This window comes from Pseudomonas sp. Ma2-10, from assembly GCF_054330215.1.
This window is the reverse complement of sequence record NZ_JBTEYL010000003.1, coordinates 407,964-431,835: the sequence shown is the minus strand read 5'-3', so window position 1 is coordinate 431,835 and position 23,872 is coordinate 407,964. Positions and strand designations below refer to the sequence as shown.

Below are 23,872 nucleotides of genomic sequence, written 5' to 3'. Positions count from 1 at the left end.
ACAGCGTCGCCATTGAGGTACTGATGGCGGTTGGCAAAAAATATGACCTGGATGTGTGGTTGAAATTTCCAACGTAATCTCGATGTCGTGGAGCTTTGAATCATGAGAGAAACTGATTTGAATACCTCTGTGATGGGGCGCAGAGGCTTCCTCTTGGCTTCTGCTCTGTTGAGTCTTGGGGGGCTCATGTTCGGATTTTCCAAAGCCGTTGCCCGGCCTTCTGTTGCTAAATCCGAGTTTGTTGTCATCAACGGATGGGTGCTGCCTGCCCAGCATTTTCGGCAAACACAAGCATGATCAAAGACTACCAATCGCAGAAAGAACTCCGCGACCACTATGACGTCTGCATCATAGGGGGTGGGCCGGCCGGCATTACGCTGGCCTTGCGTTTAGCCGGTAATGGTCGGCGTGTGGTACTTGTCGAGGGCGGCGGGCACGAGTATTCGCCGGCTTCGCAGAACCTCTACAAGGTTTCATCGTCAGGCCTCGAGGTCTACGCTCAGGAAACACGCCTGCGCTTTCTTGGCGGGACCTCCAATCACTGGGCCGGGCGATGCCGTCCCTTCGAAAAGTCGGACTTTACCGTAGGCCCTCCGGTGTCCGTGCCCGGTTGGCCCATCGCGTTTTCCGAGATTGAGCACACTCTGTCGGCGGCCATGGATATTGTTGATCTTCCGCCGCACGCCGGATTCAAGGCGATTAATGCGACTTTGGACGGCGCCGACTTTGACGCCGATCGTTTTCTGCTAAGCCCGCCGACGCGATTTGCACAAAAGTATGCCAAGGAACTGAATGAGACTGAAGGGCTGGATGTCTTCATCCATTGCAATTGCGTCGATCTTGAGTTCGACAGCAAGACCGGCCGCATAGCAACGATAGTTGTCTCGGACTACGAGTTGCATCGAGAGCGAGTCACGGCCAAACAATTTATTCTGGCGACAGGCGCGATCGAGAATGCCAGGCACCTGCTCAACAGCGAGTCCCTGGCCGCTGGCGGTGTTGTTAGCAAGGATGGTTTCGTCGGTCGATGCTTCATGGAGCACCTGAACGTCGAAATGGGAAACTTCATCCTGAAAGACGGGCAGGGTACAGATGCTCGGCAGGAGTACTTCACGACCGATGCATTCGTGATGGAGCACAAGTCAGGTAAAGGGAATGTGACGGCCACGCTTGTGGCTGAAGTGAAATCCTACGGGCGAATGGCTGCCATCAAGAGCTTTTTCGAGAACCTCGTTTGCGAAGTGGGTGCGGAGAGCAAGGTTGAATTTATTGCCAAGTTCGATTGCCCAGGAGACGGGGTACTCGGCACGCTGATCGAGCAGTTTCCCAACCCCAATAGCCGAATCTCATTGCTCGACGAGCGAGATGCGTTAGGGATGAGGAAGGCCAATGTTCATTGGGAACTAACCCCCGCAGACAGAAATACCGTCAAGTCCATAGGGCTCGAAGTGGCAAAGTGTTTTGCCGACACAGGGTTGGGCTTTGTCAAGTTGGAAGAGTACGTTTATAACCTCGATTTGCCACTGAAGCTCAACCCCCATGCTCATCATATGGGGACCACGCGGATGGCGACGTCGCCCGAGTTTGGTGTGGTCGACGAGAACTGCAAAGTATTTGGTGTCGAGAATCTTTACGTTGCGGGCAGCAGTGTTTTCGCGACAGGGGGCGCTTGTAACCCCACGATGCCTCTTTTGCAAATGACTCTAAGGCTGGCGGATTATCTTAACCGTCAGATGGGGCTCCTGGTGGGCAGGTATTCTTGAGTGAGAGCATGTGGGGATTATTTGAGTGTTGGATTTTAGGGGAGCGTCTACTCTAAGGGTAGTGGTAATGAAGAATCAGGGTGTATCTAACCCTGGCACAGATGTCTATTGCTGATTTTTTGAGGCTGACAGGATGATTGGTCTACTAAAGCGTACTATTGCTCATATTGCCAAAACAACGGGGCGTGGGACCTCACTCTATAAAAGATTCTGTAAACCGGACGGGTATGAATGGGCTAAGCACCTCGCTCGATGGGGGGCTCTGCACTCCGTCGGTAAAGGCGTATGGATCAACCTTGGGTGCAACATACCTGACCCTACGCTATTACGACTCGGAAATAATGTAGGTTTATCTGATTGCACGCTGTTTGGCCACGATGGCATAGTCGGCTTGCTCGATGCCCGCTTTGGTACAAAACTTGACTCTGTCGGCCCTATCGATATACGTGATAATTGTTTTATCGGTTATGGCGCTATCATCATGCCGCGTGTGACTATTGGTCCGGATTCAATTGTTGCAGCCGGTGCGGTAGTGGTGAAAGATGTTCCGCCTGGGGTCGTGGTTGGGGGTAATCCCGCCAAGGTTATTTGCACGCTGGAAGAACTGTTGGCAAAAGTCGAAGAGCGTTGCGCCGCTTACCCGTGGATTGACCTCATCAGGGCGCGCAGCGGTATATTCGATCCAGAACTTGAGCCGAAGCTTAAAAAAATGAGAGTGCAACATTTTTTTGGCGAGCAGCCCAATGGTTAGTGCGTCCCTTGATGTACTGGTAGTTAATTACAATACCGCGGCTCTGTTGCAACCGATGTTTAATGCGTTGCGCCAGTCAACGCGTGTGGATCGCACACGCTATTTAGTGGTGGATAATGCCTCTGTTGATAACTCGCTGGAGTGTCTGGCAACTATTTGTCCAGAGGCATTGCAACTGGCCAATGAAAATAATGTTGGCTTTGGGCGTGCCAATAATCAATTGGTTGAACACCTGCAGGGCAAGTATGCGTTGCTCCTCAATACCGATGCCTTCGTTGCTGCGGACACCCTGAGCAAGACCCTCGAGTACATGGAGGCTCATCCTGATTGCGGTGTCCTTGGGGTTCGGTTGGTCGGACGAGAGGGAGAGCTACAGCCCTCCTGTCGCTATTTTCCAACGCCGTTGAATGTCTTCCTCTCGCGTACAGGGCTTGAACGTTTTGTCCCTGTGGTGAAGAGGGTCGACGACATGGCCTGGGATCATGCTTCGGTGCGCGAGTGCGACTGGGTGCCCGGGTGCTATTACCTGATCCGCCGTGAAGTCATCGATCAGGTGGGCTTGTTCGATCCGCGCTACTTCCTTTATTTCGAGGAGATAGATCACTGCAAACGCGTTAAACAAGCCGGCTGGAAAGTGGTTTATTACCCGCATACCACGGTGGTGCATATTGGCGGTGAAAGTGCCAAGTCTGTTGATAAGCTCAATGCGGTTAGTCGCCAGCTCCCCACGTTACAAATCGAAAGTGAGCTTTTGTACTTTCGCAAGCACCACGGCCTGCCTGGTTTGGCCTCACATATGCTATTGGTGAGTCTGGGTGATCTGATTTTGGCGCTCAAGGCGTTATTGAAAGGCCGCGGTCGGGCCGCTTTAGGGGCGTGTTGGCAGCATACTCGTGTGACCTGGGCGTTGCTGCGTGATACCCAATTCGCTAGCCAACCAACACGGTAGAGTCAGTTATGTTCGAAAACATACGTGCGGACTTGCGTGCCTACGCCGGGGATTGGGGGGCTCAGGGGTTTTGGGTGATGGTGGTTTATCGCTTTGGGCGCTGGCGTTACGGTGTGCGACCGGCACTGTTACGCAAGCTGTGCTCCTTTATATACAAAGTGCTTTTCAAACTGGTGCAGATCGTCACGGGTATCGAGTTGCCGTGTGAGGTGGTGGTAGGGCGCAACTTCGTCATCGATCACTTCGGCGGAATCGTGATCAGTGGCTATGCGCAGTTCGGCGATGATTGCCGTATTCGCAATGGCGTCGTCGTGGGGTTGAAGAATGTGAATGAGCCGATTGCGCCGGTGATGGGTAACAATGTTGATATCGGTGCAGGGGCCAAGGTGCTGGGCAATATCCGCATTGGTAACAATGTCGTGATTGGTGCCAATGCTGTGGTGCTGACTGATGTGCCGGACGACTCGGTGGCAGTGGGCGTGCCTGCGACTATCAAGAAAAGGAAGTACGCAGAAACGAGGGAGTTCTCATGACCCCCCCAATGGATTACTTCAATTGCGTCGCCGAGTGAACGCCATGGCTATGGGTATGGGTGTCGTTGTTATCGGTCGCAACGAAGGCCTACGGCTTGAGCGTTGCCTGACTTCCCTCGTCGGTTCGGCGGAGAAGGTTGTTTATGTCGACTCTGGATCAACGGACGGTTCAGTGCAGATGGCACTGAGGCTTGGAGTCGAGGTGGTCGAGTTGGACATGACCATTCCCTTTACGGCTGCGCGTGCGCGCAACGAAGGATTTGCCTGCATACAACGCTTATTGCCGACGTTGCGTTATGTGCAGTTCGTCGACGGTGATTGTGAGGTTATCGGCGGTTGGCTGCCCCGGGCGCAGGCCTTTCTTGATACACATCCTGACGTCGCGGTGGTCTGTGGACGGCGCCGTGAACGTTTTCCGCAGCACTCTGTTTACAACTTACTGTGTGATTTCGAATGGGATACGCCGGTAGGTGAGGCCAAGGCGTGTGGTGGCGATGCGCTAATGCGGGCTGACGCCTTCGCCGACGCGTCCGGGTTTCGACCGGGCCTTATTGCCGGGGAAGAGCCTGAATTGTGCGTGCGTCTGCGTGGGAATGGTTGGAAGGTCTGGCGTCTGGGTGAGGAAATGACGTTGCACGATGCAACCATGACCCGTTTCGGCCAATGGTGGCGGCGTACCCTGCGCGGTGGTTACGCCTTTGCCGAGGGCGCATTTTTGCATGGGGCCGCACCGGAGCAACATTGGTTGCGTGAGTCGCGCCGTGCCTGGTTCTGGGGATTGGGCGTGCCGCTGGCGACTGTTGTCGGGAGTTTGGTGTCGGGATGGTTTGGGCTGCTTGTGCTGCTGGTCTATCCATTACAGGTCGGGCGCCTCGCTCGCGGGGGCGATAGATCCCCGCGCGAAAACTGGCTGCGGGCTTTCTTTCTCGTGCTGGGGAAATTTCCCGAGATGCTCGGCCAAGTCAAGTTTCTACTGAACAGATTCGGTGCCGGCAAGACGGCGTTGATCGAATACAAGTGAGACGTATATGAACAATTGGGTGATATTAAAAAGCGTGTTTTTTCTGCACGCAGGGTATTCCTTAAGGGCATTGAACAATAAGTTTAAAATGCTGGTTTTAGTTGCGAAAAACTGGTCCGAGCTAAAATTGTTTTGCGGGCGGATGTCGAGCGCTCTGGGTGCGTCCGGTGTTGAGAAGTTAGGCGGGGATTGTGTGGGTGTTGTTCATTGGCCCTACATCAGCAAAACCTGGAGCCCCAAGAATAAACTGGGTGTGTTGGCCTCGCATTACGAAGTGGTTACTAAAAGCTGTCCGCAGCTATTGCTGTTGGGGCGGAGTGACAGATTGATGCTGAGTGAGTTGTCGGAGTTTGCCGCTGACTGTTCTCTGGTGTTGGATCGTCCGATATGGTTTATGCGTGAAGGGGAGCTGGTGCTGAACCTGTTTCAGGGTGACCTGCGCATTGCATCAATAGCCTTCACCTTGTGTCGCACGGACACTGAACTATGTATTTTTATCGGCGCTGTTCAAGGGATACATAAAGGCGTCGAGAGTGAACGGTCGTTGAGTATCTACAGGGACCTGACTAAAAACTTTGAAGGCCTTCGGCCACGAAGCTTTCTGATCGAAGTTATTAAATACATTGCCATCAATATCGGTGTTGAAAAAATTTATGCGGTAGGGGATGGGTATCGCCACCATCGTCATCCGTATTTTGGCGCTCACAAAGCTCTAGAACTGGCGGCGAATTATGATGTGATCTGGTTAGAGCATGGAGCGACCCCATCAGAGCGCGAAGATTTTTTCGAGATGCCCATGATGCTGTCCAGAAAACCGCTCGACAGTATTGCTTCAAAAAAACGGGCCATGTACCGCAGGCGCTATGAGCTGTTGGATGACACGTTTAAAAAGATAGACAGCGTATTGATAGGTAGTTATAGCAGCCGCCGTGTGGCTAGTTGACGTTCCTGATACCTGTACTACTGTGGGATTACTGGCAGTAATAATCCACCGCAACGACAACTAAGTCTGGTTCCTATGCGTATCGCTTATTTCATCAATCAATACCCCAAAGTCAGCCATAGCTTCATTCGTCGCGAGATTTTGGCGTTGGAACGTCAGGGGTTTGTGGTGCAGCGCATTGCTCTGCGCGGCTGGGATGCCGAATTGGTGGATGCCGAGGACGTGTCCGAGCGCGATAAAACCCAGTATGTGCTGCAGGGCGGAATCAAAGAGCTGTTAGTGCCTGTGCTGCAGGTGTTGCGCGCCCAGCCGCGACGCTTTTTTTCGGCGCTGTGGCTGGCGCTGCGCATGGGCCAGCGTGCCGATCGCCCCTGGCCTTATCATTTGGTTTATTTGTCCGAGGCCTGTCGCGTGCTGACGTGGTTGCAGGCGTTTGGTGCCGAGCATGTGCATGCGCATTTCGGCACTAACTCAACCGAGGTGGTGATGCTGGCTAATGTACTCGGTGGGCCGGCGTACAGTTTTACCGTGCACGGGCCGGAAGAGTTCGACAAACCGCAGTTTATTCACTTGGGCGAGAAAGTTCGGCGCGCAGCCTTTGTTGTTGCTATCAGTTCTTATGGGCGCAGCCAGCTGTTTCGCTGGGTGGCTCATGCACACTGGGCGAGGGTAAAGGTGGTGCATTGTGGGCTGGAGCGGGCGTTTCATGACGTGCCGGCCGTCGCCGTGCCATCCACGCCGCGGTTGGTTTGTGTAGGTCGTTTGTGTGAGCAGAAGGGTCAGCTTTTGCTGCTTGAAGCCGCCCGCATCCTGGCAGCTCAAGGCGTGGAGTTCGAAATAGTACTGGCCGGCGATGGAGAAATGCGCGCGGAAATCGAAACCCTGATTGCACTGCATGGCTTGCAGGCGCGGGTGCGGATTACCGGCTGGATCAGCAGCGAACAGGTACGGGCGGAAATTCTTGCGGCGCGGGCCTTGGTGTTGCCGAGCTTCGCCGAGGGGTTGCCGGTTGTCATTATGGAAGCCATGGCGTTGCGTCGACCCGTACTGACGAGCTATGTGGCGGGCATTCCCGAGTTAGTGCGACAGGGTGAGAACGGTTGGTTGTTTCCCGCCGGGGCGGTGGATGAGTTGGCGGCGGCATTGGCGGACTGCCTCGCGCAACCTGTCGAGGTGTTGCAGCGGATGGGCGAGTCGGCTTATCAGAGAGTGCTGGAGCGACACGACATCGATATCGAAGCGGCCAAGTTGGCTAATTTGTTTAGGGCGCAAGCATGATCACATTATTTAGCTGGCTGTTCAGCTCACTGTTGATACTCATCCTCCTGCCGGTGTTGGTGCTGTTTGTGCAGGTGCTGATGGCCTGCCTGCCTGCACGGTCGCGCTCGTCGGCGCAAGGGGCGCGACCGCGGGTGGCGGTGTTGATACCGGCACATAATGAATCCTCGATCATCGTCGCTACGTTAAATAGCATTCGGCCGCAGTTGCTTTTGGGTGATCGCCTGTTGGTAGTGGCGGATAACTGTTCTGACGACACGGCGGCGCTGGCCCGCACGGCGGGCGCCGAGGTGGTGGAGCGCAGCAATGATCAGCAGCGTGGAAAGGGTTATGCGCTGGACTGTGGGGTGCGTCATTTGGCGAGTGATGCGCCGCACGTCATGATTATTGTCGATGCGGATTGCCAGGTGGCTGAGGGTTCTATTGAGCGTTTGGCAATCTGTTGCATCGACTCAGGGCGGCCAACACAAGCACTTAATTTAATGCATGCCCCGGCAGGTTCGGGGCTAAAAGTGCGGCTGGCCGAGTTTGCCTGGTGTGTGAAGAATCGGGTACGGCCGCAGGGTTGGACCCGGCTCGGTTTACCCTGTCAGTTAATGGGCACGGGAATGGCTTTCGTCTGGCGGGATCTGACGCTGATCGATTTAGCCAGTGGCCACATCGTTGAAGATTTGAAGATGGGCCTGGATTTCTGCCGAAGCGGCAAGCCGCCTATGTTTTGCCCAGATGCGCTGGTGACCAGTTATTTTCCGCGCAGCGATGAAGGTTTAACTACCCAGCGTACGCGCTGGGAACATGGTCATCTAGGGGTCATCCTTGGGGATACGCCGAAGTTGCTTGTGGAGTCGATTGGCCGGCGCAACTGGCGACTGCTGGCGATGACACTGGATTTGCTGGTCCCGCCGTTGGCCCTCTTGACGTTGGTCCTGGCGGCGGCATGGGGGCTGTCATGGTTGGTGTTTATGCTGTCGGGAGCTTTGGCGCCAGCCTTGATAGCTTCTTGCGGGATGGCAATATTGGGTATGACGATCTTGCTGGCATGGAGCCAATTTGGTCGCGGGATTATTTCTTTTTCGGCTTTGTTGTATGCACCGTTCTACGCAATCAAAAAAATCCCCCTGTACATAGGCTTTGTGCTTAAGCGCCAGGTTGAATGGGTGCGTTCGAAACGAGATGACAACTGATGCGTGCTTTATCCTGGCAGCACAGCTGGCAAACGATTACCCAGAAACTCAGGGTGGTCAGCGATGTTGATGACGAGCAAGCATTGATTGATGCGTTATCCAGACCTGACGTGACGACAGTGCTCGGGTTCGCGAATGCCCATGCCATGAATCTGGTGGCGGCCAACACCGACTACTTTAACGCGTTGCTGGCTGCGGACGTGTTGTTACGGGATGGGTCCGGTATGGCCATCCTGTTTCGTCGCCTCGGCCTGGAGCCGGGGCTGAATATGAATGGCACCGATTTCATTCCCAAATTGCTGGCCGCGTTCAAGGGCCGACGCGTGGCTTTCTGGGGTACTGAAGAGCCCTTTCTAGCCAGCGCGGTGCAGCGCAGCGAAGCGCTATTTGCGGTCAATGTAGTCTCTGCTCATCATGGATTCGCGCCGGTGGATGTCTACATAAATCTTGCCCGGCAATTTCAGCCGGAACTGGTTGTGCTGGGTATGGGCATGCCCAAGCAAGAAGCCGTTGCTGCCAGGTTAGCGGCCAGTGGCGTGCCCTGTTTGGTCGTGTGCGGAGGGGCGATTCTGGATTTTCTCGGCGGCAAGGTGAGTCGTGCTCCGCAATGGGTGCGTCGTCTCGGTTGTGAATGGGTGTTCAGGCTACTAGGTGAGCCAAAGCGATTATTCAGACGCTATGTGGTGGGTAATCCGATGTTCTTGTTGCGCACATTGATCTACAAGGACAAAGGAAAGGTGACGTGTTCAAAATAGATGGTTTGTAAACTCACATCCCCTTTCCTTGAGTTGTGCTAATAATCAAATGAAAGAATACATAGCAGAGTTAATGCGTAAGTTCATATCTCCTTCGATGCGATTTGAGCTAAGAAAAGTTGCCGCCTGGCTGCGGGATATACGTGGGCGAGCCTGTTTTTGGCGCTGGGAAATTGTCAGGTTCAAACTGCGGGAAGACAGCCTCCACGATATCCTCTATGTGGGCAGGAAATCACAGCGAGAGTTTGTGAAGGTTCTACTGGGTGCTGAGTCTCAAGCAGTTGATAGTCAGTTGAAGTTGGGCACGTCAGACCGGACGGTGTGGGTCAGTGAACTGCCAACCTTGGGTGCATTGTATGTACCTCAATATTTGAGTGCTGTCGTTCCGCTGAACAGGTCAGTTGAGGATATTACGGCCAGGTACAATACCGAGTTACGTCGTAATCTGCGTAAAAACCGGCTGCGCTATCGTATGAAACAAGCCTTGAGCGACGAAGAAATTGAAATCGCGGATCGGGAAATGCTTCAGCCCTATGCCAGAGCAAGGCATGGCGCATCAGCCTCTCAAATTGAATCGCACGAGGTTCAAAGGGTAGCAAAAAAAGGCGGACGGCTCGATCTGGTACTGTTGGCGGATGAAATTGTTGCATGCCATCTTGGGTGCGTCATTACCCGTGCAGGAAAACGCTACTGGAGCACGATCCGTTTCGGCTATCCCGATGTTGTATTCTCAGACACCAAAAAGTTGCGTGAAGTCAACTCGATTACCACGTTCATGGCACTTGAATGGGCGATAGAAAATGGTTTTGACTATTATGATATCGGCACTTGCCTGGCGCGGCCGGACGATGGACTTCTTGAGTGGAAAAGAAGGCGCGGCGGTGATGTTGATACGCTGGGCAATCACGGCTATTTGTTTGTTCGACTGCCCAAGGTGGGCGCAGCGCAGTTTCTTTGGGAGACGCCTCTATTCGCTGTAGAAGGCAAACAATTGACACTTCATCTTGGGTTGCCGAACGGTCCGAGTGACGAGGAAGTCGCTAATCGATATCGCGAAATGGGTTTTGGCGGCCTTCTAAAAATATACCTCCATTGTTCCAGGGCACCGGGAGACGCGCTTCTCGATATCTTGCGTAGTCGCTACGCTCATCTGAAGTCACCGCCAGTCTTGGAAAGTATCGTATCCGCCCCATAAACCCCACATTCCAAGCGAATAGTTGACGACTGTGCTGTACGCCCGATTTTCATCAGGAGCCCATGACAATGATGCGTCCCGTACGACTTGTCGCTTACGGCCTTGCTCGGCAAGGAACTTGTCGAGGTAGCTCACGGTATTGGCCGATTGGGAAACCACCACGTGCGGTCGCGCGCAGTACTCGTCGAGATCCAGCGCTGTCGCGTCGTGTTGGTCGCACAGCACTCGATACTGAAAGTGCCGTAATGTCTTGCGCTTTGCGTTGGCTGGCAGCTCACGGGTTTGACAGACGCCAATCGAGATATCGCCGCTGATGAGCTGAGCCGGGAGTCGGCGATAATCGGCATGCTGGATGATCAGGGTCACTTCCGGTGCCTCTGCACGTAGTTGTTTGATCAGCCTTGGCAACAAACTGAACTCCACATCGTCGGTTAACCCCAGACGGAAAACCCGGTCACTGGTCTGCGGTTGGAAAGCTTCCGCCAGCCGTAAGGCCTTAGACATTGCGTCCAGACTAGGCGTCAGAAATTTCGCGAGTTCGTAAGCCCTGGCGGTAGGCTCCATGGCATGACCTACGCGAATGAAAAGAGGGTCATTGAAAATGGAGCGTAATCGGTTCAGGGAACTGCTGATGGTGGACTGACCAACGCAAAACTTTTTCGCCACCCGCGTTACGTTGCGGTCCAGCATCATCGATTCAAAACAAACAAGCAGGGCAAGATCGACCTTGCGTAACTCTCTTCGGTTCATTGGCTATTCCCTGGCGGTGGTCTGGTTGCCGACCATTTTTGTCAGTGAGTTTTCAAAGTCACTCAGTGCGCTGGCTTGTAGCGCTCGCTGGCTATCGAGCTGCGCGACGATTTCAGGTGTTCGCTGGGTGTGCGTCCACAGGGCTGGCATGTGCGCCGCGCGGTGACCCTCGGCGCAACCGAGATAACCGAAGTTCGGGCTGAAGAACTCGGCGCTAAAGGTCGCCTCTATATCCGAGCTGCGCGGCGTCACGAGCACGTGATGGGTATAAACGACGACGATAAAGTCCGGTTTAGCCTTGGTCAGTGCGGCTGTGCTGCTATAGAAAGTGACGTTGGGCAGAACCGTATCCAAGGCCTGTTTTACCCTGTCGATGGCCACGTTTGGAGGCGAACTTTCTATATATGCTTGCCGTATGGGGCTTACTAGCCAGCGGCCCTCAAGACTATGCAGCGCATGGTCGTGATATCTATTTAGGTAGTCGAGATCCTTCAGGGTCTGGGGGCTGTAGACCACACCGAACGTGCTCGTGCGGTTGAACGTCAGCGTGGACGTAGCACCATGGCGATTTACGGATCCGGGGGGGGCCGCACTTCGGGCGCAGTAGGAAAACTGCATCCCGCCAACAGTGCCAAGGTCAACGGAATCCAGATTTTCACGGTGTACATGGCAGACCTCCGAGAGAGGGGGGTGTCCACCGAAGGCCGTTGCCGACCTCGGTGGACTGTAAGTTGTTATGGATTGTTAGAAACTGCTGCCAGAGTGGGGGGGCTTTCCCAGCCACCACCCAGGGCCTGGTAAAGGCTTACCAGTGTCAAGGAGACATCGGCGGTGCTTTGCACCAGCGCCGCCTGGTTAGCGAGTAAGGCGTTTTGCACCGTCAATACATTAAGGAAGTCGACCGAGCCTGCTACGTATTGCTGCTGTGCACTGACCAGAGCTTTTTGGCTGGCAGTAACGGCGCGTTCCAGGCTTTCATGGCGACGCTGGTCCGCTTGGTAGCCACTGAGCGCGTTGTCCACTTCATGCCAGGCGGCCAGTACCGTTCGCTGGTAGGTAATGCCCGCTTCCTTCTGTCGACTTTCTCGCAGTTCAAGCACACCTTGCAGTCGACCGCCCTCGAAGATCGGCACGCTCAACGCTGGGCCAAAAGCGAAATTGTGTGTGGCCCAGCTACCCAGATGCGACAGTTGGCTAGCTTGAAAGCCGACGGTGCCCGACAAGGTAATGCGTGGATAGAAGTCCGCTTTAGCGACTCCGATTGCGGCTGTTGCGGCATGGAGGTCAGCCTCTGCGCGACGGATGTCAGGTCGACGTTGAGCCAGTTCGCTGGGCAGGCCGACAGGTACATCTGCCGGCCCTGCCGGAATGTCTTTCACTGTATTTAGCTCGCTCGTCAGCGCGCCGGGTTCACGGCCCACCAGAAAACTCAAGGCATTGATCAGAATGCTTTGCTGCTGTTCAAGCGGAGGGATGCGCGCGTCGATCGAGGCCACCAGTGCAGTGGCCTCGGACACTTCAAGGTCCGTTGCCACGCCCTGGTTCAGGCGCATCTGCGTGAGACTCAGGCTGTGCTGGGCAATCTCCTGGTTTTGTCGCGTCACCTTCAGAATGTTCTGTGTGCCGCGCAGCTGGATATAGTCATGTGCGGTCTGGCCCATGATCGATATCAGCGCGTTGCGTTGGTCTTCCTCGGTCACTTGAATATTGGCGTCCGCCATTTCTACTGAACGGCGAACGCGGCCCCACAAATCGGCTTCCCAGTTCAGGTTAAATCCGGTGTCCCAAAGGTTGTAATCGCGCTTGCCATTCAAACCGGAAATGTCGGCAAGCCCACGCGAGGAGCTTCGTGCGCGGCTGTAATCTGCATGGGCCCCAACGCTCGGCAGCTTGTCGGCTGCGACAGTCTTTCTGGCGGCCATGCTCTGTTCGACGTGTTGAGCCGCAATGCCCAAGTCCAGATTGTTCGCCTGCGCTCGGCGGAGCAGAGACGACATCAGCGGGTCACCGAAGGTGTTCCACCACTGAACTTCCACTGCGCCGGCGTTGGTCTGGCTGTAGGGTGTTGTCGTCGGTGCGGCGATCGTAGGTTGCGCCCAATGTGCCGAAAGCGGATTGGCAGGGACCTTGAAATCAGGTCCCAAGGTGCATCCCGTCAGGCCGAAGGTGCTACACGCACCGACCAACGCTGCGATGAGTGAGCGTTTCATCGAGTGCCCACCTTCGCGTTAGGGGCCTCGGTGTTCACGCTGGCTTCTACCGACATGCCGACACGAAGTTGCTCTGTCATGCTCTGGTTGGCATCGAGGACAATCTTCACAGGAATACGTTGCACGACTTTTGTGAAGTTGCCAGTGGCATTGTCCGGAGCAACCGCGGCGAAGGTGACGCCTGTGGCCGGGGCGATACTTTGCACGGTGCCTTTCAGTTGCTCGCCGGGGAAGGTATCTACGGTTACGGTTGCAGACTGGCCGGGGACGATATGAGTCAACTGGCTTTCCTGGAAATTGGCAATGATGTAAGTCTGGCTGACCGGGACCACGGCCATCAACAGATCTCCCGGTTTGACATAGGCGCCTACGCGCAAGCTGCGCCGTCCGATAACGCCGTCAAAAGGCGCCAACAGCGTTGTGTAGGAAAGATTCAGCGTGGCGCGCTGCTGCATGGCTTCAGCACGCATTACATCCGCCCGCGTCGCGTTGTGTTGAGCGTCGAGCACGTCGATTTGTTTGGTCACTGCATTAATGGCAGCCCGGTGCTCGGCTTCTTGGGCCTTGGCCGTTTGCAGGCGGTTCTTGGCTTGCTGGAAGTTCTGTAAGGTCCCTGCGCCTTGGCGGGCCAGGTTCTGATAACGCTCCAATTCGTGCTGGGCGAACTCGACCTGGGACACGTCACCGTCAACTACAGCTTTAGCTTGGGCGATCAACGCCTGCTGCCTTACGAGTGCAGCACTGGCATTTTCTTCGTTGGCATGGGCGGTCGCAATAGCGGCATTGGCAGCAGCCAGGTCGGCTTGATAATCCTTGGGGTCGATTCGTGCGAGGACTTCGCCAGCCTTGACCTGTTGGTTATCTTCCACAAGTACCTGGTCAATAAAACCGGATACTTTGGGCGCTACCAAGGTGAAGTCTGCACTGACGAAGGCATCGTTGGTCGATTGCAGCGGGCTTTCGACCAATACGAATCGCCAGAGGATCACCCCTAGGGCGAGGACCAAAAGCACGATTGCTACGCCCCAGAACGGTTTTTTTGAAACTTCTGTTTGACTCATTTTCTTTACTTTCCAAGTTGATCAGGAGACGGCACGCGGCGGGAAGATACGTGTCGGCATAATGGGAATCAGTACGATGAGCAGCAGCGCTAGCCCAGCCATATAGAGGTAGAGGTCCGAGGAGGTCAGTACGATGGCCTGCTCGTGAAGCCTGTGCGCCATGTCAGTAGTGGATGCGCCACCGGTCACAGACGGGTTGTTGCCATAGCGATCAACCAGCATCGTTGAGTGAAAGTGCATCCGATGCATGCTGAGTGTTTCCAGCGTGCTACTGGCTGCGACCGATGGTATTGAACCAGGCAGAGGCAAACGGTCCATCGGTAGGCTGAAGCCCGCCCGTGGCCAGCATCAGCAATGGAATGACCGCCATGGGTTGCGCGATGATCTGAATCATCTGCATCAGGTAAAACTCTTCCCGATGCCAGGCCTGTGTGAGGTGAGATCCGATCCCACAGGCAACGGCCAGGAGTGCTAGACCAATCGCCAATACCCACCGGCAGTCGACGATGCGGTTGTTAAGCAGTGCAACAACGAGCGGTAGCGCGATCAACTGGGGAACCGCTACCCATAGCAGCACCGGAGCAGTTTGCAGAGGACGATAACCCTGAACGTCCGCCAGAAAGTTTGAGGGAATGATAATCACGCCTAGCAGTACGAACAGTACGCCGCCCAAAGTAATCAACGCATGGGAAAGGTTGCGTATTCGCAGCATTTGAATCTTGAAAAATGGCAGCGGCTGAGACCACTCATTGATGAAGAACAGGATCAACAGTGACAGACCTCCGCCGATGAGTAACCGGATCAGCTGACTATTGAACCAGTCCAGACGATGGCCTTGTTCAAGCCCCAACACGATCATGACGAGCGCCGGAGCACCCAGCAGTAAACCGCGCCAGTTAAATTGCTTGATGCGCTCCAGCTTCATCGGATCTTGCGGCAGACCCCAGGCAACGAAACCCATTGCCAGCAGACACATCGGAATGATCTGCCAGAATGCGTACTGCCATCCCAGGTACTCAACGCTCCATGCTGCAAGGGGCAAACCGAAGCTGGGGCCGAAGGTCGCCGTCAGCGCATAGCTGCCAAGACCGTACAGTTTTACGCCCGGGGGCAGGAAGCGCAGGGCCACCGACATCAGCATTGGTGGCAACGCACCCCCGGCCAAACCTTGCAGAATCCTCAGGATCAGCATTGATTCGTAGTTTGGGGCGAACGGGCTCAGCACACCCAGGAGCATGAAGCTACCGATCGCTGCGAGGGTAAATCGACGTAGGGTAAACGTAGCGGAACACCATGGCGCAAAAGCCATGGCGGTCACGGAAAACGCGGCATAGACAGACAACAGCCAAGTGCCTTGGTCATAGCTGTAGCCCAGCGCACCGCGAATGTCGGGCATCGCGAACTTGGTGACGTTTTCGTTGAAACCAGAAACCAGCACGGCCAATAGGACACCCACCAAACCTGTCGCGATGCGTACACCGAAGGCGGCGGGAGCGGCGACAGGAGGTCTGGTTGGGGTCTCGATACTCGTGTGGGCGGAAGGCAGCGGAAAGGCGCCGGACAAGGCGTTCACAGCGGCCTCCTGCACGAGCAGGTTGTTACGGCAAGGAGCAATAGCATTGTCCGAGCACTCCATATCTTTAAAAGAGGCGCGCAGATTAGGGGGGGGGACAGCTGTTAAAAAGTGATAATTAGGTATGTCTGAGTTGCGATTTATGCAATCCGGGATCGCGTCAGGGCTTTAGTTGCGCACTCCACGCACGTACTCGCCTACTGACGGCGTCATCGATTGAAGAGTTGATCAAAAAGCTACCGGTCCTGAGGCAGTTGAAAAACTGGCTGGAGAAAACGCCGTCTCAGGTGACGCCGCAGGAGGCGGCTAGAGCGTTACGTGGAGGCTGGTTTTTTACCGATCGACAACAACATCCCGCATTCAGGACTGGCTAATAGGCATGCTTGCCAGAGAAGGCAAACACTGTTCGCACAAGAATGACGAAATCGAGCCATAGCGACCAGTTATTGATGTATTCAATGTCCGAGTCAACACGGCGGATCATCTGTTCTATATCCCTCGTTTCACCACGATAGCCACGCACCTGAGCCAGGCCTGTGATGCCCGGTTTAATGTTGTGACGCGCAAAGTAGCCCGAGACGTCGGGCGAGTACTGCACATCGTGTTGAATAGCGTGTGGCCGAGGCCCCACCAGAGACATTTCCCCCATCAAAACGTTGAACAACTGCGGTAGTTCATCCAGGCTGGTCCGCCGAATAAAGGCGCCAACCCTGGTCATGCGCGGGTCATTCTTTTGCGCCTGCTTGACGACGCCGTCTTCCGGTTGATGGACGACCATGCTTCTGAACTTCCAGATCCGAAAAGTTTCTCCACTCCACCCCATGCGCTGCTGACGAAAGAATATGGGGCCGGGGCTATCGAGCTTGATGGCAATGGCGACTGCTAACAGAAAGGGTGTCGCAAGAACCAAAATGAGAAAGGCCAGGACTTTGTCTTCTAGATTCTTCAGAAACAGGCGCATCCCCATTAGCGGCGTTTCAGACAAGGTCAGCACGGGAATGCCGGCAATTTCGCGAACACTGTGGTTGATCAGGCGCAACGAGAAAATGTCAGGCACCCAGTTAACAGAGATGTGTTTATCGAACAGCTTTAAATAAACATCCTGGATGACCTCTGAGCCACCCAGAGGGGTCACGAAATAGACGGTACGAATGGCATGCTTAACAACTAACTCATCAAGGTCGGAGATATCGCCCAGTATCGACAGACGTTGCGCGCCTTCCAGACTTTCCTTTTCCCGATCATCGTCCGCGCCAATCAACACACAGCCGACAATGCGCTCTCCGAGCCAGGGATTATTGCTGATCTTCTTGTGAAGATAGCTCGCCAGTTCGCCCGAGCCAATGATGAGCGAGTTTTCCAGTTGAGTCGGGTGGGCCAAAAACTTCTTTTGCATCTCGCGTGTCGCGAGGTGCAAAAGCAATTGAGCAAAGTACCCGGCAACAAATAACTGCCCGACCAATAAGCGCGAGTACTCTTCGCTTTGCTTGGTAAGAAAGGCCATGGCGACGAGAAAGCCAAACGTGGCAGTCCACGCTTTCAAAAGCTTGAAGGCTTTGACGGTAAAACCAACATTGCTGCGGTAAATAGCATAGTGGTCGTACACGACGGCCAAAGCCCCCAGTAGCAACAGGAGCAGGATGACATAGGACTGCGTTATGAAACCGATATGATAATTGATCAAAAACCATGCAACACCGGTTACCGCAACACAATCGAGACCAGCCTGAATAACGATACTGGTACTGCTTCTTCGCTGGAGAACGGAACGGGTACTGTTGGGCTCAAATATCATATTTAGACCTCATGTCTGCTGCCCCTCGCGCTCGATGATGACGCGATTCAGTTCATGCTGCCCTCGCGTGAGAGCGTTGGCGTCACCGTGACTAGCCACCCACCTTCGAAATTACAGGCTTTGGGGGCATGTGGTGACGCGTGCTATCACTTTAGCAGTGCTGTGAAATCATTCACTGAATCTGCGTAGTTTAGTAGAACCTGCGGGCTGAAAAAATGAAGCCCATCGAGATACCGACTGACCCGCAGCGGTGCCGTCAGCGGTGCCTGCAGCAAGGGTGCGCCTGGTCAGCAATCGGGTATGGGTCGCGAGTTTGGTCGCGCAGTGATCGAGGCTTACACCCCGCTGAAATCTGTGTGCATTGCGCAGTGATTCCATCGCGATAAAACGAGACGGCGCACACAATGGGCGCCGTCTTCGTTTGGGCCGATCAGACGCGCTCGAACAACACGGCGATACCTTGGCCGCCGCCGATGCACATGGTTGCCAGGGCATAACGACCCTGAACACGGTGCAGTTCGTGAATCGCCTTGGTGGCGATAATCGCACCGGTCGCGCCCACCGGGTGGCCCAGAGAAATCCCCGAACCGTTCGGGTTGACCTTCTCCGGGTCGAAGCCCAGTTCCTGCGCCACGGCACAGGCCTGGGCAGCGAATGCTTCGTTGGACTCGATGACATCCAGGTCGGCAACGGTCAGGCCGGCGCGTTTGAGGACCAGGCGGGTGGCGGGAATCGGCCCCAATCCCATCAGCTCTGGCTCCACACCGGCATGGGCGTAACCGACCAGTCGGGCGATGGGCTTAAGGCCTTGATCGAGAACCATCTGACCCGTGGCCATGATCAGTGCCCCAGCGCCATCATTGAGGCCGGACGCGTTGCCGGCGGTGACGCTGCCGTCTTTTTTGAAAGCGGGTTTCATCTTGCCCAATTGCTCGGCATTAACCTCGGCGCGGACATGCTCGTCCGTGGCAAACGTCACGGTACCTTTGCGGGACGCCACTTCGATCGGCACGATCTGGTCGGTAAACCGCCCTTCAGCAATCGCCCGGGCCGCCCGCTGCTGGCTGAGCAGCGCCAACTCATCCTGAGCCTGACGAGAGATGCCATAACGCTCGGCGATGTTTTCCGCAGTAATGCCCATGTGGAAACCGCCGAACGGGTCTTGCAGTACGCCGAGCACGTAGTCGATGGCTTGCATATCACCCATGCGTGCGCCCCAGCGCGCTTGCGGCAACAGATAGGTTGCGCGGCTCATGGATTCGACGCCACCCGCCAGCACAGCCCCGGCATCCCCCAACATCAAACTTTGTGCCGCACTGACAATGGCCTGCAAACCAGAACCGCAGAGGCGATTAACGTTGAAGGCGGGTGTCTCTTTCGGCAGGCCGGCATTCATCGCCACGGCACGAGAGATGTAGGCGTCACGTGCTTCCGTCGGGATCACATGCCCCATCACCACGTGACCGATGTGTTCAGGTGCCAGCCCCGAACGTTCAATGGCGGCGCGGCAAACGTCAGTGGCCAATTGAATGGGCGGCACATCTTTGAGCGAGCCACCAAAGCTGCCGATGGCCGAGCGGACGGCGCTGATAACAAAAATGTCGGATGGGTTCATGCGGGCTCCCTTGGAACAGTCCTGGACTCAAGTGTGCTTTCGCACTGTTATATGGGGGGGAGTCTAGACACCGCTATGATTTTGGCCTATGCCAAAACTGCTCAAGGGGGGTGGCGTTTTTGGACATTTCAGTTGAAGTCGCTTTTTTATCCGTCTGATCCAGTCAAAAACGCAGAGAAGAAAACAACGTTACACGTCCAGGCTTTGTAAGTCAGATCTTTGTCAGGCGCACGTTTGCTCTTGCTGGCGCCATCCATCTGCGCGACATCAGACCTTACGTCCAGTGTTTCCACGGCTCCAAGTACATCAGCCATCCCGCGACCCCGCAGCCGACCACCACCAGCCACGGTGGGAGTTTCCAGAACATCAGTGCCACCAGGGCGACCAGTGCCAAACCGAAGTCTTGTGGCTTGAAAATGGCACTGGTCCAGACAGGCTGATACAGCGCGGCCAACAGCAGGCCGACCACCGCGGCATTGACACCGACCAGCGCGGCCTGTGTGCGCAAACTGCGGCGCAGCCGTTCCCAAAAAGGCAAGGCCCCCACGATCAACAGAAAGGACGGTGCGAAGATCGCCAGCAAGCAAATTATGCCGCCGATCCAACCCGACGGGGCGGGGTTCATTGAGGCGCCGAGGAACGCGGCGAAGGTGAACAAGGGGCCGGGCACAGCCTGCGCGGCGCCATACCCGGCAAGAAAGGTTTCGTTGTTGACCCAGCCAGACGGTACCACCTCGGCTTGCAGCAACGGCAGAACGACGTGCCCCCCACCGAACACCAGAGAGCCGGACCGGTAGAAGGCATCCACCATCGCCACGGGTTGACCGGGCAGCAGCTGTGCCAAGAGCGGCAGGCCAACCAGCAAGACCAGAAACAGCGACAGCCAAAACGCTCCGGCCCGGTGGCTGATCGTGATTGGCAGTGGATCGTGCTCGACACGCTGATCGGGTTTGAACAACAGGAGGCCGGCGAATCCCGCGGCGGCAATCACGCTGACCTGTCCCCAGGCGGACGGCTCAAGCAGGGCGACGCAGGACGCAATCACCATGATGGAGACCCGCAACACGTCCGTGCACAGGTTTCGCGCCATGCCCCAGACCGCTTGCGCAACCACCGCGACCGCCACCACTTTGAGGCCATGCAGTGCACCGGGCGCGAGGGCAGTGCCGTAATGGGAAATGCCCAGTGCAAACAGGATCAGGGCAATGGCCGATGGCAGCGTGAAGCCCGTCCAGGCAGCCAGCGCCCCGCGATATCCCGCCCGAGACAGACCCAGCGCAATGCCGACCTGACTGCTTGCCGGCCCCGGCAGAAACTGGCAGAGCGCGACCAGATCGGCATAGCTGCGCTCGGTCAGCCAGCGCCGTCGTGTGACGAACTCATCGCGGAAGTAACCCAAGTGCGCAATGGGCCCACCGAAAGAGGTCAGCCCAAGGCGCAGGAAGATCAGAAATACCGACCACGCGCTGCTGCGATCATCGGCATGAGAGTCGGTCATGTGGGCAACTTCCTGGTTCGAGCGAGTCCGGTTCATAGGCGAGTGACGATAGCGAATTCGTTGAATGCTGTCTCCCTGATTGACGTTCCCCCGGCCCCTATAAAAACAATGCAACCGGGAGACAACTCCTGTCCGCCCTGGTTCATGTGCTGCACGACGCTGGCTTCGTCAACCACCTGAGGTTCGCGGTCCAGAGTCAGTTTTCGACCCATGCTGCGCATCCGCGAAGCCAGGGCATCGTGGCCGATGATATCGACCACTTCCTCGATCAGCACACTGGCCAGCATCTGATATTGGCGAGGGAACTGCTTGACCAGTGCCGCCGTCAGCCAGCGCCATGATATGGCCGCGCATCATGTGCCAGGTGCGTGCTTCGCTTGCATAATCGTGCGCGGCAAGTTCATCGACCTGGGCGACGTGGTGGCCGCCGTGAGTGGACAACATGGCAACCCGCGCGTTCTCAGGCAGGTTGGGGTTGGCTTTGGCCAAAAACGCCGCAATCGCCTTGGCATTGCCGGTCAAATCCGTGACGGCTGCCTGGTTGGCGATAGCGTCATTTCTGATCCAGAAAATATGCTCGACCCAAAGGTCGCGTAACGCCAGGCGTGCGGCAGAAAAAAACGAACGTGCGTTGAGGGCTTGTCGCGAGGTTTAAGGTCGGAACGACGTCCCGAAAAATGAAGATGAAAACTTCTGATTGGGTCAAAGCAGGGTTCGTTAGTAAAGTCTTCATATTGCTAGGTGTCGTCAGCGCGACTCGCCATTACAATGCAACACGTAATAACTCATCACTTATAGGGATATTGGCTCGTGGATGACAACAGAAGGCCCATCAAGACGCGCTCTGCGGGCTGGGCAAAACGCATCACCGATATTCTGGTGAGAAGAGACATTTCCCCCAATCAAATATCCGTCGCCAGCATCGCCTTCGCGCTTGCCGGCGTCGTGGCGCTCAATATTGATAGCGGTGTCATTGGATCGATCTGCTGCGCGATCGGCATTCAGTTGCGCTTGCTGTGCAATCTCTTCGACGGGATGGTGGCGATAGAGGGCGGCAAGAAGTCCGATATCGGCAGTCTCTACAACGAATTCCCGGACCGGATTGCCGACAGCCTGCTGATCGTAGGGCTGGGGTATGCCATTGGGCAATCCGACCTCGGATGGTTTGCTGCGCTGGCGGCAGCACTTACTGCTTATGTCAGGGTGTTCGGCGGCTCGATTGGCCTCAAGCAAACCTTCATCGGCCCTATGGCCAAGCAGCATCGAATGGCCGTGATGACTGCAGGACTGCTGCTGAATGCCGTCGAAGCAAACATTTATGGCTCTCACTACATACTGTTGATCGCGCTGGCTGCCATCGCCATTGGCTCAGTCGCAACCTGCGTCACGCGAACGCTGGCGATCGCCAAGCAATTGAAGGGGGCCGACCATGTGGATCAGTAATGCACTGATTTCTGTTCTTCGACTGCTGATTGGCGTCACGGCCAGGTGGGAGAGTCCGCCGGATCTCACGCGTCAGCGAATCTACTTCGCCAATCACACCAGTCATATGGACACCTTGGCGATCATTGCGGCCCTGCCGCCCGAGGCAAGGCTAAATGTGAAGCCGATCGCCGCTGCCGATTACTGGGGAAAGAACCGTTTTCTGTCGTACATCTCCCAGAAAGGCCTGAATGCCGTGCTGATTGACCGTAAACCGGCGCCCGGTAAAAACGCGTTGGAGCCCATTTTCGATGTGGTGCAGGCGGGTCATTCGATCATCTTCTTTCCGGAAGGCACTCGATCCTGCGAGGCACTGCCCGGAGAATTCAAATCAGGTCTTTACCGGTTGAGCGAAACCTTCCCTGATGTCGACCTGGTGCCTATCTACCTGGAAAACCTTCATCGCTCCATGCCCAAAGGCAAACACGTCCCTCTGCCGATCATCTGCACGATCCGTATCGGCAATCCGCTGGAAAGGATTGCTGGCGAGGAAAAGCACGTGTTTCTGGAGCGCGCGCGTAACGCCATTGTGGGGCTGTCGAAATGAGTCTTGAAGCAAAGTTTTTGTGGTTCTTTTTTGGATTGGCGTGCTTGCTGGCGATTGCTTCGCTGGCCGGTCGATTGCTGGCCCGGCGGGCCAAAACGGAAGGCGCTGTCTCGACCATCGAAAACCTCAACCAGCGCGTGAATGCCTGGTGGGGGATGGTCATTATCTTCTTCGTTTCCTACCTGCTTGGCGGCAATGCAACGGTCGTCTTGTTCGGGTTCATCTCACTGTTCGCGCTCAGGGAGTTCATCACCCTGACACCGACCAGACGGGGTGATCATAACGCTCTGTTTTCGGCATTTTTCATCCTGATCCCGCTGCAATACATTCTGATCGGTACGCACTGGTATTCGATGTTTACGCTGCTGATACCGGTGTATTCATTCCTGCTGTTACCGGCGATTGCGGTGCTGAGTCAGGACACTGACGGCTTCCTGGAAAGGACGGCAAAAATCCAGTGGGGCGTGATGATCTGCATTTATTGCATCAGCCATGCGCCCGCACTTTTGCTTTTGGATCTGGAAGGATTCACGGGCCAAAACGCGTTGCTGCTGTTCTATCTGGTGTTCGTCGTTCAGTTGAGTGACGTGTTGCAGTACGTGTTCGGCAAGCTCTTCGGCAAACACAAAGTAGCGCCGCTGGTCAGTCCATCAAAAACGGTGGAAGGACTGGTCGGAGGAGGCCTCTGTGCAACGCTGATTGGCGGCTGCATGTTCTGGATGACCCCCTTCAGCTTCTGGCAGTCGCTGATGATGTCGTTCGTCATCGTGGTGATGGGCTTCCTCGGTGGTCTGGTCATGTCGGCGATCAAGCGCAGTTTGAGCGCCAAAGACTGGGGAACCATGATCAAAGGTCACGGCGGCATGCTCGACCGGATGGACTCGATTTGCTTTGCGGCGCCGATCTTCTTTCACTTGACGCGCTACTTCTTCTCCGCGGCCTGATTCAGGCGCCCTCATAACCGAAAAA

21 protein-coding genes and 3 pseudogenes are annotated in these 23,872 nt (G+C 55.6%); 14 read left to right on the top strand and 10 right to left on the bottom strand.

Translation table 11 applies throughout. From position 1 onward, the window contains the following. The first annotated feature begins 102 nt into the window (after positions 1-102). The 11 genes from ACXPVS_RS07090 (at position 103) to ACXPVS_RS07040 (ending at position 10,372) form a co-directional block, all read left to right on the top strand. Positions 103-297: a hypothetical protein gene (locus tag ACXPVS_RS07090; RefSeq protein ID WP_458509278.1), complete on the top strand. Its 195-nt coding sequence runs from the start codon at positions 103-105 to the stop codon at positions 295-297. Further along, positions 294-1,763 carry an FAD-dependent oxidoreductase gene (locus ACXPVS_RS07085; RefSeq protein ID WP_458509277.1) on the top strand — a complete coding sequence of 490 codons (1,470 nt, stop codon included), beginning with the start codon at positions 294-296 and terminating at the stop codon, positions 1,761-1,763. The genes ACXPVS_RS07090 and ACXPVS_RS07085 overlap by 4 nt, the downstream gene beginning before the upstream one ends. Before the next feature lie 133 nt (positions 1,764-1,896). Continuing rightward, entirely contained in the window at positions 1,897-2,514 is a 618-nt protein-coding gene (locus tag ACXPVS_RS07080) for an acyltransferase (RefSeq protein ID WP_458509276.1), read from the top strand. Next, entirely contained in the window at positions 2,507-3,463 is a 957-nt protein-coding gene (locus tag ACXPVS_RS07075; protein ID WP_458509275.1) for a glycosyltransferase family 2 protein, read from the top strand. Before ACXPVS_RS07080 ends, ACXPVS_RS07075 begins: the two co-directional genes overlap by 8 nt. An 8-nt stretch (positions 3,464-3,471) precedes the next feature. Next, complete coding sequence (locus tag ACXPVS_RS07070; RefSeq protein ID WP_458509274.1) at positions 3,472-3,996, top strand: serine O-acetyltransferase; 525 nt, start codon at positions 3,472-3,474, stop codon at positions 3,994-3,996. A 43-nt stretch (positions 3,997-4,039) separates the two neighbouring features. Then, positions 4,040-5,017 (top strand): glycosyltransferase family 2 protein, encoded by a 978-nt coding sequence (locus ACXPVS_RS07065; RefSeq protein WP_458509273.1) that lies wholly within the window; start codon positions 4,040-4,042, stop codon positions 5,015-5,017. 7 nt (positions 5,018-5,024) lie between these two features. Beyond that, a complete protein-coding gene (locus ACXPVS_RS07060; RefSeq protein WP_458509272.1) occupies positions 5,025-5,960 on the top strand; it encodes a DUF535 family protein in 936 nt (311 codons plus the stop codon). Between the two features lie 75 nt (positions 5,961-6,035). After that, positions 6,036-7,238 carry a glycosyltransferase gene (locus tag ACXPVS_RS07055; protein WP_458509271.1) on the top strand — a complete coding sequence of 401 codons (1,203 nt, stop codon included), beginning with the start codon at positions 6,036-6,038 and terminating at the stop codon, positions 7,236-7,238. Next, positions 7,235-8,422, top strand: coding sequence for a glycosyltransferase family 2 protein (locus ACXPVS_RS07050; RefSeq protein WP_458509270.1), 1,188 nt, complete (start codon positions 7,235-7,237; stop codon positions 8,420-8,422). Before ACXPVS_RS07055 ends, ACXPVS_RS07050 begins: the two co-directional genes overlap by 4 nt. After that, the gene (locus ACXPVS_RS07045; RefSeq protein ID WP_458509269.1) at positions 8,422-9,177 is read left to right on the top strand and encodes a WecB/TagA/CpsF family glycosyltransferase; all 756 of its coding nucleotides are present in this window, start codon (positions 8,422-8,424) and stop codon (positions 9,175-9,177) included. The genes ACXPVS_RS07050 and ACXPVS_RS07045 overlap by 1 nt, the downstream gene beginning before the upstream one ends. A gap of 49 nt (positions 9,178-9,226) precedes the next feature. Beyond that, a complete protein-coding gene (locus ACXPVS_RS07040; protein WP_458509268.1) occupies positions 9,227-10,372 on the top strand; it encodes a hypothetical protein in 1,146 nt (381 codons plus the stop codon). Here ACXPVS_RS07040 and ACXPVS_RS07035 read toward each other — a convergent pair. The 10 genes and pseudogenes from ACXPVS_RS07035 to ACXPVS_RS06990 all read right to left on the bottom strand — a co-directional run. Beyond that, on the bottom strand, positions 10,334-11,122 hold the full coding sequence (locus tag ACXPVS_RS07035; protein ID WP_458509267.1) for a LysR family transcriptional regulator: 789 nt from the start codon (positions 11,120-11,122) through the stop codon (positions 10,334-10,336). The two genes, ACXPVS_RS07040 and ACXPVS_RS07035, sit on opposite strands and share 39 nt — an antisense overlap. A 3-nt stretch (positions 11,123-11,125) precedes the next feature. Continuing rightward, positions 11,126-11,638: an ATPase gene (locus ACXPVS_RS07030; RefSeq protein ID WP_458509266.1), complete on the bottom strand. Its 513-nt coding sequence runs from the start codon at positions 11,636-11,638 to the stop codon at positions 11,126-11,128. A 218-nt stretch (positions 11,639-11,856) separates the two neighbouring features. Then, the gene (locus ACXPVS_RS07025; protein WP_458509265.1) at positions 11,857-13,332 is read right to left on the bottom strand and encodes an efflux transporter outer membrane subunit; all 1,476 of its coding nucleotides are present in this window, start codon (positions 13,330-13,332) and stop codon (positions 11,857-11,859) included. Next, complete coding sequence (locus tag ACXPVS_RS07020; protein WP_458509264.1) at positions 13,329-14,393, bottom strand: HlyD family secretion protein; 1,065 nt, start codon at positions 14,391-14,393, stop codon at positions 13,329-13,331. Before ACXPVS_RS07020 ends, ACXPVS_RS07025 begins: the two co-directional genes overlap by 4 nt. A gap of 21 nt (positions 14,394-14,414) precedes the next feature. Next, positions 14,415-15,966 (bottom strand): annotated as a pseudogene (locus tag ACXPVS_RS07015) (MFS transporter). Between the two features lie 370 nt (positions 15,967-16,336). Then, on the bottom strand, positions 16,337-17,761 hold the full coding sequence (locus tag ACXPVS_RS07010; RefSeq protein WP_458509263.1) for an undecaprenyl-phosphate glucose phosphotransferase: 1,425 nt from the start codon (positions 17,759-17,761) through the stop codon (positions 16,337-16,339). Positions 17,762-18,191: 430 nt separating this feature from the next. Then, positions 18,192-19,376, bottom strand: a complete 1,185-nt coding sequence (locus tag ACXPVS_RS07005; RefSeq protein ID WP_458509262.1) for an acetyl-CoA C-acyltransferase family protein — start codon at positions 19,374-19,376, stop codon at positions 18,192-18,194. Positions 19,377-19,650: 274 nt separating this feature from the next. Further along, entirely contained in the window at positions 19,651-20,874 is a 1,224-nt protein-coding gene (gene chrA / locus ACXPVS_RS07000; RefSeq protein WP_458509261.1) for a chromate efflux transporter, read from the bottom strand. A 125-nt stretch (positions 20,875-20,999) separates the two neighbouring features. Next, positions 21,000-21,185: pseudogene (locus tag ACXPVS_RS06995) on the bottom strand (helix-turn-helix transcriptional regulator); the annotation flags it as partial. Beyond that, positions 21,165-21,480 (bottom strand): annotated as a pseudogene (locus tag ACXPVS_RS06990) (hypothetical protein); the annotation flags it as partial. The pseudogenes ACXPVS_RS06990 and ACXPVS_RS06995, both read right to left, overlap by 21 nt. 204 nt (positions 21,481-21,684) lie before the next feature. Between ACXPVS_RS06990 and ACXPVS_RS06985 the strand changes: the two are divergent. From ACXPVS_RS06985 to ACXPVS_RS06975, 3 genes are read left to right on the top strand one after another with little or no spacing between them, the layout of a single operon-like run. Then, on the top strand, positions 21,685-22,317 hold the full coding sequence (locus ACXPVS_RS06985; protein ID WP_458509260.1) for a CDP-alcohol phosphatidyltransferase family protein: 633 nt from the start codon (positions 21,685-21,687) through the stop codon (positions 22,315-22,317). After that, positions 22,304-22,903: a lysophospholipid acyltransferase family protein gene (locus tag ACXPVS_RS06980; RefSeq protein ID WP_458509259.1), complete on the top strand. Its 600-nt coding sequence runs from the start codon at positions 22,304-22,306 to the stop codon at positions 22,901-22,903. The genes ACXPVS_RS06985 and ACXPVS_RS06980 overlap by 14 nt, the downstream gene beginning before the upstream one ends. Then, the gene (locus ACXPVS_RS06975; protein ID WP_458509258.1) at positions 22,900-23,847 is read left to right on the top strand and encodes a phosphatidate cytidylyltransferase; all 948 of its coding nucleotides are present in this window, start codon (positions 22,900-22,902) and stop codon (positions 23,845-23,847) included. The genes ACXPVS_RS06980 and ACXPVS_RS06975 overlap by 4 nt, the downstream gene beginning before the upstream one ends. The last annotated feature ends 25 nt before the right edge of the window (positions 23,848-23,872 follow it).